General features: G+C 40.7%; 11 protein-coding genes and 1 pseudogene. All 12 read left to right on the top strand.

The window, feature by feature from the left end; genetic code table 11:
• Positions 1-53 precede the first annotated feature (53 nt).
• The 12 genes and pseudogenes from RN80_RS01580 to rpsD all read left to right on the top strand — a co-directional run bounded on the left by RN80_RS01580 (position 54) and on the right by rpsD (position 15,852).
• Positions 54-1,373: a glycosyltransferase gene (locus RN80_RS01580; protein WP_060627270.1), complete on the top strand. Its 1,320-nt coding sequence runs from the start codon at positions 54-56 to the stop codon at positions 1,371-1,373.
• Positions 1,374-1,534: 161 nt separating this feature from the next.
• The gene (locus RN80_RS01575; protein WP_060627269.1) at positions 1,535-4,540 is read left to right on the top strand and encodes an LPXTG cell wall anchor domain-containing protein; all 3,006 of its coding nucleotides are present in this window, start codon (positions 1,535-1,537) and stop codon (positions 4,538-4,540) included.
• Positions 4,541-4,800: 260 nt separating this feature from the next.
• Entirely contained in the window at positions 4,801-5,655 is an 855-nt protein-coding gene (locus RN80_RS01570) for a VOC family protein (RefSeq protein WP_060627268.1), read from the top strand.
• A gap of 106 nt (positions 5,656-5,761) precedes the next feature.
• Positions 5,762-6,318 (top strand): annotated as a pseudogene (locus RN80_RS01565) (sugar O-acetyltransferase).
• Between the two features lie 217 nt (positions 6,319-6,535).
• Complete coding sequence (locus RN80_RS01560; RefSeq protein WP_060627267.1) at positions 6,536-7,300, top strand: nucleoside phosphorylase; 765 nt, start codon at positions 6,536-6,538, stop codon at positions 7,298-7,300.
• A gap of 33 nt (positions 7,301-7,333) precedes the next feature.
• Entirely contained in the window at positions 7,334-8,713 is a 1,380-nt protein-coding gene (locus RN80_RS01555; RefSeq protein ID WP_060627266.1) for a TrkH family potassium uptake protein, read from the top strand.
• A 13-nt stretch (positions 8,714-8,726) separates the two neighbouring features.
• On the top strand, positions 8,727-9,392 hold the full coding sequence (locus RN80_RS01550) for a potassium channel family protein (RefSeq protein WP_060627265.1): 666 nt from the start codon (positions 8,727-8,729) through the stop codon (positions 9,390-9,392).
• Between the two features lie 386 nt (positions 9,393-9,778).
• Positions 9,779-10,795, top strand: a complete 1,017-nt coding sequence (locus RN80_RS01545; protein WP_060627264.1) for a glycosyltransferase family 2 protein — start codon at positions 9,779-9,781, stop codon at positions 10,793-10,795.
• A gap of 115 nt (positions 10,796-10,910) precedes the next feature.
• A complete protein-coding gene (locus RN80_RS01540; RefSeq protein ID WP_060627263.1) occupies positions 10,911-13,175 on the top strand; it encodes an SSURE domain-containing protein in 2,265 nt (754 codons plus the stop codon).
• Positions 13,176-13,298: 123 nt separating this feature from the next.
• Positions 13,299-13,997 (top strand): response regulator transcription factor, encoded by a 699-nt coding sequence (locus RN80_RS01535; protein WP_060627262.1) that lies wholly within the window; start codon positions 13,299-13,301, stop codon positions 13,995-13,997.
• Entirely contained in the window at positions 13,994-15,046 is a 1,053-nt protein-coding gene (locus tag RN80_RS01530) for a sensor histidine kinase (protein WP_060627261.1), read from the top strand. Before RN80_RS01535 ends, RN80_RS01530 begins: the two co-directional genes overlap by 4 nt.
• A 194-nt stretch (positions 15,047-15,240) precedes the next feature.
• A complete protein-coding gene (rpsD, locus tag RN80_RS01525) occupies positions 15,241-15,852 on the top strand; it encodes a 30S ribosomal protein S4 (protein ID WP_000092756.1) in 612 nt (203 codons plus the stop codon).
• The last annotated feature ends 297 nt before the right edge of the window (positions 15,853-16,149 follow it).

Genomic DNA, 16,149 nt, shown 5'->3' with positions numbered 1-16,149 from the left:
ACAAGTACAGATAAATGAGTCGCGAAGGTTACCGTATATGATAGGAGATTGTTATGACTAAAATGGTTACAATACATCCAGGGCTCTGGCAAAGAGAGGTTAGAAAATATGGATTTGAATCATCCCAATTATCTAGAAAGAAAATTGCAGATTATTTAGGTTGGGGACATCTATATATTTTAACCCATCCTCAAGTTCGACCCGATTGGAAGGCTGGCTATGAACAAATAGGTTTTGAAAGGGATGAATTAGTGAGTGTAAGCCATTATCAATCAGATATTGGTCATGATGAATTAAGTATTCGCCCTTCTGATATCATTGATAGGTATCCTAATGGAAAAATGACTGTTGTTAATGGATTTGTGGCTAGCATTGAATTAGAAGATGAAACCCTATATTTTACTTCCGGATTATATTTAAAGAAAAATAAAAAAGAAGAACTGGAATGGTTAAATCGAGATGGTTCGACAGCAATGCGGGCACGGTACTATAAGCCAAGAGAAGAACCAAGTCCCATTTATATGATGGAGGACAATTATTTATATTATAAAGATGGAGAATGGTTAACCTATGAAGACTTATTGATTCAGGTATTAATCAGTCTTACAGATAAGAAAGACATCTTAATTCGAGATCAACATAACGTGGTGACTCCCAAATTATGGCGCTTTGTAGAAAATACAAACCGTCTCTATTGGGAATATATCCATGATAATGTATTGCTAAATCCAGCTCATAATCTAAGAAGAAAAACTAGATATTTAGTAGCGTCAGAAGTATTAACATCAATCTTGCAAGATTTAGGGTATCACGCACAATTTATGCCACCGATTTTTGCACCTCAAGTTTCCTCAGTAGTATTACAAAGAAGAAAGCCTAGTTCCTATTGTTATGTAGGGAATATGAGTAAGGTAAAAAGGGTAGAATGGATTATAGAAGCCTTTAGGAAGTTAGAACAAGAAGACCTACCTGTAGAGGTATTCTTATATGGTGGAGATATTGACAAATTGAAGAAAGAGTATCCGACTTTGCCATCTACCATTCATGTTGTTGGATATGTAGATGAGGTACCTTATTGGGAACATGATGGCTATATTTCAACTTCCCAAAAGGAATTATTTGCCAATGCCTGCGTTGAAGCCATGAGTTTTGGATTGATTCCCTTGCTTTCTAATGTTGAAATTGCTCATCAATATTATGCATCTAAGAACTCAGATATTTGCTTATATGATACACCAGAGGATTTAGCGCATCTTATCAAGTGTTTATATGAGACTGATAAAGAAATCGAGCTAGAAAATACAAGTAAGTTTGTGAATCGCTATTCAAAAGAACAAGTTTCTAAGAGATATTTATCACTCATGAACGCCTAAAAATGAAATAGATAATGAGATTTTATTGGATATCTTATTATCTATTTTTTTTAATTTCCTTTATGTATAATTGTTTGATAAAGGAAACTAAGAGTGATATACTAGTATAGTTAGTATAATTTTTTATAATGAGTAGAAAGAAATAAAAGGGAAAAGACCTTATGAAAAAAGATACAATTCAAAAATATTCATTACGTAAATATAAAGGAATTGGTGCAGCGTCTGTTTTATTAGGGATGATGGTTGTTGGAGCTAGTCCGGTATTGGCTGAAGAAACTACAAATACAGCTAATGAAACTACAGTAACACCTGCAAAAGATAATGTGAAAATGGAAACATTGAGTAATGGTGTGGGTAGTTATACAATGCCGAAAATGCATGTGTTTGATGGTTTGAATTATCATGCAACGGGGACAGAAGATGGATATGAAAGAAATCATCGCGAGAATGAAGGTAGAGCCAAATATAATTTAGACAGAGTTGAAAAGGAAACTATAAAAAAACAAGGAGAAGATAACTTTAAGGATTCAAAAATTTCTTATGTCACAAAAGAAGGCGAAGTGCTGAAAGAAGAATCTGATGTAGAAATTCCTGTTGGTGATAAACACCTTTCTAGTACTACTATGGATTATAAAATTCGTGGACTTTTTGGCAAACGTTATGAAGGAAATGTAGCAAATTTAACTAATGATGTTTTAAGTAAAATCAAAGAAGCTGATAAAGTTTTAGAAAAGAACGGAGAAAAATATCATAAGATTGATACAGAAGTAGATAAACATGAGGGGACTGCTAAGGAAACAACTTTCAATGATATTACAGTACATGCAAATCCTGGAAACTTGCATAATGAAGATGGAAGTATTCGCTATAACAATATTAAAGAAGGTAGTCGAGTTTGGTTAGTTTCTGAAACTGATGAAGGAAAATATGGGAAGTATGTTTTAGCCACAAAACCAACTACAGCCAATGATTCTTGGGCTGTTGAAACATTTAAACAAGGTGAAAATGATGCTAAAGATTTTACAAAAGAAAATATAACAACTGATGGTGGAATTAAGGAAGGAGATACTATATTAGTTGTTGAAAAAAATGAGGTAGCATTAAAAGAATCTGTTTCTACAGCAACGGAACAAGAAGCGTATACGGCGGGTGCATTTTTTAATGAGAAAGCATTAGAGGAAGGCTTAAATAATCTTTTAGATGAGAGATTAAGAGATTTAAAAGACGAAGATGTCACTAACTCTGAAAAAGAAAAGACATGGGAAGAAATCTATAAGGTTACATTAACAAATAAAAATGCAGTAGATAATAAGAATCGTCCTACTTATTCTGTACATCAGGAGTTTAATGGTTATATAAGAGAAAACGGAAAGTTTGTAAAATATAACGATGTGACAGAATATATAACTAAGCTAAAAGAAATGTTTGGCGAAAAAGAAATTACAGTAGGATGGAAAAATTCTCGAGATAAAGTAGAACCAAAATTTGTTGGAAATATTGAAGAGTTTAAAGACACTGCTAACTACGAGAGTGAAAAAGCAAATGTCACGAAGTTTAAAGAGGCTCATAAAGCAATTCAGTATGTCGACCAAGTTCCAACAAATGCAAATTTTGTAAAAAATGTGTTTGAAGTAAATGTAGATTTTAAACTAGGAGATAAGAGTACAGATTCTTATTATCCTAGTGAAGATCATGATTCTAATCAACCAGAAAAAACTTATTTAGCTTATAGATTTGGCTATTTTGGTTCGAAATATTATAGTGAAGATACTAGATATCAATATGGATTAGGCCAATTATATAAAGAATATGAAAAAGATGGAGTTCGATATAGAATTGCCGCACCTACGAAATATGAACAACATGCGTCAATATCTGAGCCTATTTATAGTGAAATTCATTATTACGACTTATACCAACCAACCCGTGCTTACCATATTAGTGATCAACTAACTAATGTTAAAAACATCTACGCTAAGGAAGAAACAGAAACTACTGAGAGTAAAGGTAGTGTCATTGTTAAGTATGAATTAGCAGATGGAACTTCTATTAAAGAAAGTACAGATGTTGTTAAAGATGCAGTGATATCTTCTACAGAAACTAAATATTACTTAAATAAGGATAATCAAAAAGTAGTAGTAGGAACACCAACGACAACAAACAAAGAGGTTTCATATGATGCTACAACGGTAAAACTACAAGAAATAACCAAAGATGGTAAAAAATATAAACTAGTAGGACTGAAAACAGGCTCTCCTACAGAAACAGGGAAAGTTGTTTCAGGAACTACTGAAATTACCTATGTCTATAAACTAGCAACTGGTGGAAATGTATTTGCAAAATACATGTTAGAAGGAACAACTACTGAAATAGCAGAAGGGAAAGTCTTAAAACAAGATGCTTCTATCGGGGATGAATATACGTCTGTTGCTCCTAAAGTAGGGACACTGCTTCAAAAAGATGGGAAAATTTATTTCTATAAAGGACATCGTGCTACTTCAGCGCCTGAAATAGGTACAGTTGATGAAAATGAAAAAACAGTTATTTATGACTTTTTAGAATACTTTAGTGAAAAAGGTGAACCAGAAGTACAGCCAGAGTTACCAGAAGGAGTTGTAAGTGAGAAGGGTGAACCGGAAGTACGACCAACATTACCAGAAGGAGTTGTAAGCGAGAAGGGCGAACCAGCGATTCATCCTGTAGCTCCATTATTGATTACTCGTCATATTATTATTGAATCGAATGAAGAACTCGTTCCAATTCAAATTGGTAAATTGGCTCCTAAATCTGATATCATATCGAAAAATGGTAAGAAATATCGATATACAATGACCCATGAAAAAGATGGCATTGTTACCCATTTGTATACTGAGTTAATAGGTGATGATGTAACGAAACCACAGAATCAAGAATACCTTCAGTCAAATTCTGTTAAGATTGATGAACCTACAAAACAAGAAGGTTCTCATCAAGATGAAGCGGTTGCCCAAGAAGAGGACAAGTCATCTTATGGGAAACACTCAGAATCTGGGGAAGAGTTACCTCAAACAGGACAAGCTGAACTTCCTAACACTGGTACAGAAGCCAACGCTAGCTTAGCAACATTTGGACTTTTAGGTGTCTTGAGTGGATTTGGACTTGTTGCTCGCAAGAAAAAAGAAGACTAATTCTAATTAGATTTTCTGACAAGAAAAAGGAGTAGGATATCATATCCGCTCCTTTTCTTTTTGGGTTGAGATGAGAGTCATCTTAGAGTTGGTAAAAATTTTCAATGGTTTGATTGTCAATTCTCTGTAGATTTTCTTGGTTTAGTGTCATATAGGCAAGATGACAGAATTATAATCTATAAGTTGCCTAGCTTGACTTTCTTGATGGAAATTATATAATAATTGTAATAAAAAATATTACAACAAGAAGAGGACCATTTATGACATATGAATACAAGAGCCACATTTATCTGGCAGAGGCAGTTTTGAATGTAAAGGATTTGGCAAGTCAAACTGCCTTTTATCAGCAAGTTATTGGTTTAGAAATCTTATCTCAGACTGAGACAGAGGTTATTCTAGGTCTTGGTGGAAAAGCCTTGGTTCAGCTGATTCAAACACAAGAGATCGGAGAAGTAAGGGAACATTATGGCCTTTACCATCTGGCTATTCTCTTGCCCACACGCAAGACTTTGGCTGATGTCTTGAAACACTTGACTGATTTACAGATTCCTCTTGTCGGCGGTGCAGACCATGGTTACAGTGAGGCCATTTACTTGGAAGATTTGGAGGGAAACGGCATTGAACTCTATCGAGATAAACCAGTTTCCAAATGGGACATTCGAGAAGATGGGCGTATTATCGGGGTGACGGAGGCTCTTGCGGCGCAGGACATCTATGAGTTGGGGGAAAGAGTAGAGCCCTTTTTCCTAGCAGAAGGTACGAGAATGGGGCATATTCATCTTTCCGTCAAGGATAGTCGAAAGTCCAGCCAGTTTTATCAAAAGGTGTTAGGGCTAGAGGATAAATTTAGTGTGCCTAGCGCTAGTTGGATTGCAGCTGGGGACTACCATCATCATTTAGCAGTCAACGAATGGGGTGGAAAAAATCTGGCTCCACGTAAGCAAGGCTTGCCAGGCTTAGCCTATTATGTCATTGAAGTCGCACATAAAGAAGAACTGTTAACGATTGCCCAGCGAGCACAAGAAGTTGATGCACCAGTTAAGTGGCTGACATCTAGCCAGCTGGAAGTTACAGATCCAGACGGAATTGTGACCCGTATTCGTTTAGCAAGATAGGCAAGATGTGATGAAAATCAAAGCATAAACTGTAGAAAGTACCCCTTATTCTAGTCAGATATGTAGAAAATTTGATATGATAGTAGGGAATAAGGAGAAGAATACAATGACCAGTGAATACCAGAAAATGATAGCAGGCGAATCCTATCATCCGTTTGACTCTGAGTTGCGGACCTTGGCTCAGGCTTCTCGCCAAAAACAGGCTGCCTTTAACAAGGAAGAAGATCCCTTGAAGGGGGCGGAGATTATCAAGACTTGGCTTGGTTCGACTGGGAAAAATCTCTATATCAATCCACGCCTGGTGGTCGATTATGGGGTTAATATCCATCTAGGAGAAAATTTTTATTCTAATTGGAACTTGACCATGCTGGATGTTTGCCCGATTCGCATCGGAGACAATGCTATGATTGGCCCCAACTGTCAGTTCTTGACTCCCCCCATCCACTAGATCCGCAGGAACGCAATTCAGGGGTTGAATACGGCAAACCTATTACTATCGGTGACAATTTCTGGGCAGGAGGTGGTGTCATTGTCCTTCCGGGAGTGACACTGGGAAATAACGTAGTGGCTGGAGCGGGGGCTGTGATTACCAAGTCCTTTGGAGACAATGTTGTTCTAGCTGGTAATCCCGCGCGCGTGATTAAGGAGATACCTGTGGAATAGAAGTAGAAAGGAACAGGGGGGTGTTATTTCTTTTTATAGGTTCCATTATCTTTTACCCAGCTCACATTTACCTACTCTATATTTTAGCAAGTTTGTTTCATTAAGCAATTTTAAAGCATCTCTAACTGAGATGCTTTTTTCTCCTCAGTTCATCAGTTTCCTCCTTGACACTCGGTCAGTTTTTGATACAATAGTACAAAATTAGAGGAGGTAGCCTATGATTCAGAAACATGCGATTCCTATTTTAGAGTTTGATGACAATTCTCAGGCTGTCATCATGCCTGATCACGAGGGGCTGGATATGCACTTGCCAAAGAAGTGTGTCTATGCTTTTTTAGGTGAGGAGATTGACCGCTATGCGAGGGAAGTCGGGGCGGACTGTGTCGGAGAATTCATTTCTGCCACCAAGTCCTATCCAGTCTATGTTATCAACTACAAGGGTGAGGAGATCTGTCTGGCTCAGGCTCCTGTCGGCTCCGCTCCAGCAGCCCAGTTTATGGATTGGTTGATTGGCTATGGTGTGGAGCAGATTATCTCTACAGGTACCTGTGGTGTGTTGGCTGATATAGAAGAAAATGCCTTTTTAGTCCCTGTTCGTGCTCTGCGAGATGAAGGAGCCAGTTATCACTATGTGGCACCTTCTCGTTATATGGAAATTCAGACAGAGGCTATTACTGCTATTGAGCGAGTTTTGGAGGCCAGAGGGATTCCCTATGAAGAAGTCATGACCTGGACGACAGATGGTTTTTACCGAGAAACGGCTGAAAAGGTGGCTTATCGCAAGGAAGAAGGCTGTGCTGTTGTGGAGATGGAGTGTTCGGCGCTTGCGGCAGTAGCCCAACTGCGAGGGGTTCTCTGGGGTGAATTGTTGTTCACAGCTGACTCCTTAGCAGACTTGAATCAGTACGATAGTCGTGACTGGGGTTCAGAAGCTTTCGAGAAGGCCTTGGAACTCTGTCTTGAGATAGCCTTTCAGTTCTAGCTACTCTCCTTCTTTTTATGGTACAATGGATGTATGTTATTCAAATTATTTGTGAAAAAAATTGAGAGAGCCTTAGGTGGACTTTCGCCAGCTCGTCGGATTTTTTTAAGTTTCGCTGGAGTTATTTTTATAGGCTCTCTTCTTTTGAGTTTGCCTTTTGTTCAGGCAAATGGTTCTCAGGCCACTTATTTTGACCATCTTTTTACGACGGTGTCCATGGTCTGTGTGACTGGCCTCTTTACGCAACCGGTGGCTACGACCTATAATGTCTGGGGCCAGCTGATTTGTATGCTCTTGATACAGATTGGTGGTCTGGGGCTCATGACCTTTATCGGGGTCTTTTATATTCAGGGGAAGCAAAAGCTCAGTCTTCGCAGTCGTGAAACTATTCAGGAAAGCTTCAGTTACGGGGAGACTCGGTCGTTGAGGGCTTTTATACGATCCATCTTTTTGACGACTTTTCTGGTGGAGGGCTTGGGCGCCTTTCTGCTAAGTTTCCGTTTTATTCCTGAGTTCGGCTGGGGACGGGGCATTTTTACCTCTATCTTCTTAGCTATTTCAGCCTTTTGTAATGCTGGCTTTGATAATTTTGGCAGTAGCAGTTTAGTGGCTTTTCAGACAGATCCCTTGATCAATCTGGTCATTGCTTGCTTGATTATCACAGGTGGTCTTGGCTTTATGGTCTGGTTTGACTTGGCAACCCAGTTTGACAATAAGAAAAAACGCCGTCTGCGTTTCCACACCAAGTTGGTCCTCTTCTTGACTGCAGGGATTTTACTGTTTGGGACAGTATCCACACTCTTTACGGAGTGGCACAATCCAGGAACTATTGGCAATCTCAGTGTTCCAGAGAAAGTGCTGGTTAGCTTTTTCCAAACCGTCAGCATGAGAACGGCTGGTTTTGCTTCTATTGACTATACCCAAGCTCGGCCTGTGACCTTATTTATCTATATCCTACAGATGTTTCTGGGTGGGGCGCCTGGTGGGACGGCTGGGGGTCTCAAGATTACGACTTTCTTTGTCTTGTTGGTCTTTGCGCGTAGTGAATTGCTGGGCTTACCTCATGCCAATGTGGCGCAGAGAACCATTGAGACTCGCACAGTCCAAAAATCCTTTAGTGTCTTCATTATCTTTTTGATGACCTTCTTGTTGGGCTTGATGTTGTTGGGAATTACAGCAGAAGGAACACCGCGATTTATCTACCTCATGTTTGAGACCATTTCAGCTCTTGCGACAGTTGGGGTAACGGCAAATCTGACGCCAGAATTGGGCAAGCTAGCTCTTAGCATTGTCATGGTGCTCATGTTTATTGGCCGTATCGGTCCCTTGACCTTGCTGGTTAGTCTAGCGGATTACCAGCCTGATAAGAAAGATTTGATTCAGTATATGAAGGCATATATTAGTATTGGATAAGAAAGGAAGAACTATGTCAGATCGTACGATTGGAATTTTAGGTTTGGGGATTTTCGGGAGTAGTGTCCTGACGGCCCTAGCCAAGCAAGATATGAATATCATTGCCATCGATGACCACGCCGAGCACATCAATCAATTTGAGCCTGTTTTGGCGCGTGGTGTAGTTGGCGATATTACAGATGAGGAACTCCTCAGAACGGCAGGAATTGATACCTGTGATACAGTTGTAGTGGCAACAGGGGAAAATCTGGAGTCGAGTGTGCTTGCAGTCATGCACTGTAAGAGTTTGGGGGTACCAAGGGTTATTGCCAAGGTCAAAAGCCAGACAGCTAAGAAGGTGCTGGAAAAAATCGGTGCTGACTCGGTGATTTCGCCTGAGTATGAAATGGGGCAGTCTCTAGCGCAGACCATTCTCTTTCATAATAATGTTGATGTCTTTCAGCTGGATAAAAATGTGTCTATCGTGGAGATGAAAATTCCGAGTGTCTGGGCAGGTCAAAGCCTGAGCCAGCTAGGTCTACGTGGCAAATACAATCTCAATGTCCTAGGATTTCGTGAACAAGAAAATTCACCGCTGGATGTCCAGTTTGGACCTAATGACCTCTTGAAGGCAGGTGCCTATATCTTGGCAGTCATTAACAACCAGTATCTAGATGACTTAGCAGAATTAAATTCGTAAGGAGGGGATTCCCCTCTTTTTTGATGTCCAAGATAGCAGATAGAGAGAAACCTGTATTCCAAATGAGACCAGAACCCCTTGTATTCTAGTAAAAGTCCTTCAAAAACGGGACTTTATGGTAAAATAGAGAGAAGTGACAAGAGAGAGTAATACTCTTCGAAAATCTCTTCAAACCACGTCAACGTCGCCTTGCCGTAGATATCATAGGTATAGGTAACTGACTTCGTCAGTCTTATCCACAACCTCAAAACCGTGTTTTAGCTGACTTCGTCAGTTCTATCTGCAACCTCAAAGCAGTGCTTTGAGCAACCTTCGGCTAGTTTCCTAGTTTGCTCTTTGATTTTCATTGAGTATAAGAAAAAATCAGTCCCCTAAAGGAGTAGATCATGAAATTATTGTCTATCGCCATCCCTAGCTATAATGCCGCAGCCTATCTTCATTACTGTGTGGAGTCGCTAGTGATTGGTGGTGAGCAAGTTGAGATTTTGATTATCAATGACGGGTCTCAGGACCAGACTCAGGAAATAGCTGAGCGTTTAGCTAGCAAGTACCCTAGCATTGTTAGAGCCATCTATCAGGAAAATAAAGGCCATGGCGGTGCGGTCAATCGCGGCTTGGCGGAGGCTTCTGGACGTTATTTTAAAGTAGTTGACAGTGATGACTGGGTAGATCCTCGTGCTTACCTAAAAATTCTTGAAACCTTGCAAGAACTAGAGAGCGAGGGTCAGGAAGTTGATGCCTTTGTGACTAATTTTGTCTATGAAAAGGAAGGTCAGTCTCGTAAGAAGAGTATGAGTTACGAGTCAGTTTTACCTATCCAGCAGATTTTTGGTTGGGACCAGGTCGGAAATTTCTCAAAAGGCCAGTATATCATGATGCACTCGCTGATTTACCGGACAGATTTGTTGCGAGCGAGTCAGTTCCAACTACCTGAGCATACCTTTTATGTCGATAATCTCTTCGTCTTTACCCCCCTTCAGCAGGTCAAGACCATGTACTATCTACCTGTCGATTTCTATCGTTATTTGATTGGACGTGAGGACCAGTCTGTCAATGAGCAAGTGATGATTAAGCGCATTGACCAGCAACTCAAGGTTAATCGACTCTTGGTAGACCAGCTTGATTTGTCCCAAGTGAGCCATCCCAAAATGCGAGAATATCTGCTGAATCATATTGAAATCACGACGGTAATTTCCAGTGCCTTGCTCAACCGAGCAGGCACAGCAGAGCATCTTGCCAAAAAACGGGAGCTGTGGACCTATATTCAGCAGGAAAATCCAGAGGTCTTTCAGGCCATTCGCAAGACCATGCTCAGCCGTTTGACCAAACATTCGGTCTTGCCAGCCCGCAAACTTTCCAATGTTGTCTATCAAATCACCAAGTCTGTTTATGGATTTAATTAATATAAGTATTTTATAAGAGGGATTTAAGAAAAATTTTAACTTTTTCTTAATCCTTTTTAATTTTAGGAGATTATACTAGAGTCATCAAATAAAGAAAAACTCTAAGGAGAATCCTATGAAATTCAATCCAAATCAAAGATATACTCGCTGGTCTATTCGCCGTCTTAGTGTCGGTGTTGCCTCAGTTGTTGTAGCCAGTGGCTTCTTTGTCCTAGTTGGCCAACCAAGTTCGGTACGTGCTGATGTGGTCAATCCAACCCCTGCTCAAGTTGTGCCAGACGCTGCTTCAGTGAGTGAAAAGAGTGACTTACCAGCAGAACTTCTCAAAGAAGCAGTCGATACAGCTCTCCCTTCAGAACAGGCAGACTCAACATCTAAAGCAAGCTTGGATACTACAAACTCTCCAGAGAAAGCGGATGTGGCTGCTAAAGACCAAGTAGTGGCACCAAAAGAAGAAGGGCAAGCAAAACCAGAGTCTAAGAAAGAAACAGAAGATGCGGTTAAACCTGCGACAAATCCTGCGCCTGCAGTTATTGGACAAGACCGTGAAGCAAGTGAAGCTCAACCAGCAACTACCCCAGCTGAAGTACAAAAAGGCGTGGCCGACAATACCAAAGACACGGTAGACGTCCCAGCCACTTACTTGGACAAAGCCAATTTCCCTGGTCCATTCACAGCTGGCGTCAATCAAGTTATTCCATACGAATTCTTCGCTGGTGATGGTATGTTGACTCGTCTTATCTTGAAAGCATCCGACAAGGCTCCATGGTCAGACAACGGTTCAGCTAAAAATCCAGCCCTTCCACCAGTAGAGAAGTTGGGCAAAGGCCTTTACTTCTATGAAGTAGATTTGGCAGGTACCCAAGGAAAATCTGATAAAGAGCTTCTAGATCTCTTGAAAAAAAACGGCACTCAAAGCTATAAAGCTACCATCAAAGTGTACGGTGCTAAAGACGGCAAGGCAGATTTGAACAATCTTGTAGCGACTAAAAATTTGGATGTCAACTTGAACGGCTTAACCACTCCAGCCGAAGTACAAAAAGGCGTAGCCGACAATACCAAAGATACGGTAGACGTTCCAGCATCTTACCTGGACAAGGCCAACTTCCCAGGCCCATTCACAGCTGGCGTTAACCAAGTTATTCCATACGAATTCTTCGCTGGTGACGGTATGTTGACTCGCCTCATCTTGAAAGCCTCTGATAAGGCTCCATGGTCAGACAACGGAACAGCTAAAAATCCCGCTCTTCCACCAGTAGAAAAATTGGGCAAAGGCCTTTACTTCTATGAAGTGGACTTAGCAGGTACTCAAGGCAAATCAGATAAAGACTTGTTAGACTTGTTGAAACAAAATGGCACACAAAGCTATAAAGCTACTATCAAAGTGTACGGTGCGAAAGATGGCAAGGCTGATTTGACTAATCTTGTAGCGACTAAAAATTTGGATGTCAACTTGAATGGTTTAACTACCCCAGCTGAAGTACAAAAGGGTGTAGCCGATAATACTAAAGACACGGTAGACGTTCCAGCTACATACTTGGACAAAGCCAACTTCCCTGGTCCGTTCACAGCTGGCGTTAACCAAGTCATTCCATATGAATTCTTCGCTGGTGACGGTATGTTGACTCGTCTTATCTTGAAGGCCTCAGACAAGGCTCCATGGTCCGACAATGGTTCAGCTAAAAATCCAGCTCTCCCACCAGTAGAGAAATTGGGCAAAGGCCTTTACTTCTACGAAGTGGATTTGGCTGGCACTCAAGGCAAATCAGACAAAGACTTACTTGACCTCTTGAAACAAAACGGCACTCAAAGCTACAAGGCAACCATCAAAGTGTATGGTGCAAAAGATGGCAAGGCCGATTTGAGCAATCTCGTAGCGACTAAGAATTTGACAGTGAACTTGAATGGACATCAGTCTCTTACTCCGATGCAATCAGGCTTCGTCCCATCTTCTAATGGTTCAGCTATGCCGGCCCCAATGATGAATAGTCATCAAGATGCGTCTAAGATGAACGCTCAAATGCCAAGTGCCAATCAAGATGAGATGAAATCTAAAATGTCAGCTGCTAGCCAGGATAAGATGATGCCTAGCAAAGAGCAGGACAAAACCATGAATGCTAGTCAGCCTATGGCAACACCAAGCATGAAACAAGATCAAGCTACAGCAACCTCAAGCAAAATGTCTGATGAAGGCAAGGTAGCATCTAATAACAAGGTGTCAAGTCCAATGATGGCTGATCAAATGAAAGACCAAAAAGACATGCTTCCATATACTGGTGAAGCCCAAACATCAATGGCTACTCTTGGATTCTTTGGACTCGCCTTGGCAGGACTATTAGGTGGACTCGGTTTGAAAGCTAAAAAAGAGGAAAATGACTAGTCTAGCTACAGACTTTCTATCTAGGATTTGAAAAATCCAGATAGCGATTAGAATGTTCGTAAAGAGATTAAAATAGTGTTATACTATTGTGGTATAGCACTGTTTTTTTCAAAGGAGAGACAGATGGGAAAGACAATTTTACTCGTTGACGACGAGGTAGAAATCACAGATATTCATCAACGCTATCTGGTTCAGGCAGGATATCAGGTTTTGGTGGCCCATGATGGGGTAGAGGCTTTAGAAATCTTCCAGCGAAAACCAATTGATTTGATTATTACAGATATCATGATGCCTCGGATGGATGGTTATGATTTGATTAGTGAGGTTCAGTATCAATCTCCAGATCAGCCTTTTCTCTTTATCACGGCTAAGACCAGTGAGCAGGATAAGATTTATGGCCTGAGCTTAGGGGCAGATGACTTTATTGCCAAGCCCTTTAGCCCTCGTGAGCTGGTTTTGCGTGTCCACAATATCTTGCGTCGCCTTCATCGTGGAGGTGAGACAGAGGTCGTCAGTCTCGGGGATTTACGGATGAATCACGGTAGTCATGAGGTTCAAGTCGGAGATGTGGCGCTTGATTTGACAGTCAAATCCTTCGAACTTCTATGGCTTTTAGCCAGCAATCCAGAGCGCGTTTTCTCTAAGACAGACCTCTATGAAAAGGTCTGGCAGGAAGACTATGTAGATGATACCAATACCTTGAATGTTCATATTCATGCTCTGCGACAGGAGTTGGCTAAACATGCCAGCGCAGAAACGCCTACTATAAAAACTGTCTGGGGTTTGGGCTACAAAATTGAGAAAGCACGAGGTAGTCAATGAAATTAAAAAGTTATATTTTAGTGGGGTATGTCATTTCAACACTCCTAACGATTATCGTGGTTTTTTGGGCTATCCAGCGAATGCTAATTGAAGAAAGAGAGATTTATTTCCTAGTGGGTATGACTTTCGTGGCTAGTTTTGTTGGTGCTGGGATTAGTCTCTTTCTTCTGTCGCCAGTCTTTACATCATTGGCTAAACTTAAGGAACATGCCAAGCGGGTAGCAGACAAGGACTTCCCCTCAAATCTGGAGGTTCAAGGCCCTGTAGAATTTCAGCAATTAGGCCAAGCTTTTAATGAAATGTCCCATGATTTGCAGGCGACATTTGATTCCTTGGAAGAAAGCGAACGAGAAAAGGGCTTGATGATTGCCCAGCTATCGCATGATATCAAGACTCCCATTACTTCGATTCAAGCGACGGTAGAAGGGATTTTGGACGGAGTTATCAAGGAAGGAGAGCAAGCTCATTATCTAGCAACTATTGGACGTCAGACGGAAAGACTCAATAAACTGGTTGAAGAGTTGAATTTTTTGACCCTAAACACAGCTAGAAATCAGGTGGAAACTGCCAGCAAGGACAGTATTTTTCTGGATCAGCTCTTGATTGAGTGCATGAGTGAATTTCAGTTCTTGATTGAGCAGGAGGAGCGAGATGTCCATTTGCAGGTAATCCCAGAGTCTGCTCGGATTGAGGGGGATTATGCTAAACTTTCTCGTATCTTGGTGAATCTGGTCAATAATGCTTTTAAATACTCAGCTCCTGGAACTAAGTTGGAAGTGGTAGCTAAGCTGGAAAATAACCAGCTTTCAATCAGTGTGACCGATGAAGGACAGGGGATTGCCCCAGAGGATTTGGAGAATATTTTCAAACGCCTTTATCGTGTAGAAACTTCGCGTAATATGAAGACAGGTGGTCATGGCTTAGGACTTGCGATTGCGCGTGAATTGGTCCATCAATTGGGTGGGGAAATTACAGTCAGTAGCCAGTACGGCCTAGGAAGCACCTTTACCCTCCTTCTCAATCTCTCTGGCAGTGAAAATAAAGCTTAAAACCCCTTTACAAATCTAGCCATTCATGGTAGAATGGATTTTGTGCGAAATATCAGCAGGAAAGCATGAAGCTCGTCAACAGGTGTCTTATGATAAGTAACCTTGGCTGTTTAGGCGAAGGGCATCTGCACGAATCAGGGCTTTCTAAGTGACTATTTCCACCGAAATATTATTTATATCAGGAGGACATTCACATGTCACGTTATACAGGACCATCTTGGAAACAAGCTCGTCGCCTTGGCCTTTCACTTACAGGTACAGGTAAAGAATTGGCACGTCGTAACTACGTACCAGGACAACACGGACCAAACAACCGTTCGAAATTGTCAGAATACGGTTTGCAATTGGCTGAAAAACAAAAACTTCGTTTCACTTACGGTGTAGGTGAAAAACAATTCCGTAACTTGTTCGTACAAGCTACAAAAATCAAAGGCGGAATCCTAGGTTTCAACTTCATGCTTCTTTTGGAACGTCGTTTGGATAACGTTGTTTACCGTCTTGGTCTTGCGACTACTCGTCGTCAAGCTCGTCAATTCGTAAACCACGGTCACATCCTTGTTGACGGAAAACGCGTTGATATCCCATCATACCGTGTAACTCCAGGTCAAGTGATCTCAGTTCGTGAAAAATCATTGAAAGTTCCAGCTATCCTTGAAGCAGTAGAAGCTACTCTTGGACGTCCAGCATTCGTATCATTCGACGCTGAAAAATTGGAAGGTTCATTGACTCGCCTGCCAGAACGCGACGAAATCAACCCAGAAATCAACGAAGCACTTGTCGTTGAATTCTACAACAAAATGCTTTAATTTTAAGAAATATCTTACAGAAAGCCTACAACAGTGGGCTTTTTGCTTTGTCTTAAAATGTTGATTTCTGGGTTTGTCATCATTTTTGTCCCCCCTTTATAAAGAAATGAAGTAGCGTTGATGATATGAATTCGGTGTAATCTAATGCTTTTGCTCTCTTAACTTAAAGTAGTCTAGTGTTAATATGCTAGAAGTATTATCTTCCCTTTATAATCGATTTGTCTATATCTTATTTCAATCTACTATATTATTTCTTGAATGTTTTATATTCTTGACTTTTAAGCCTAGATTTATTAT

This window comes from Streptococcus mitis (genome assembly GCF_001281025.1).
GTDB lineage: Bacteria > Bacillota > Bacilli > Lactobacillales > Streptococcaceae > Streptococcus > Streptococcus mitis_AK.
This window is presented reverse-complemented; position numbering and strand designations above follow the sequence as displayed.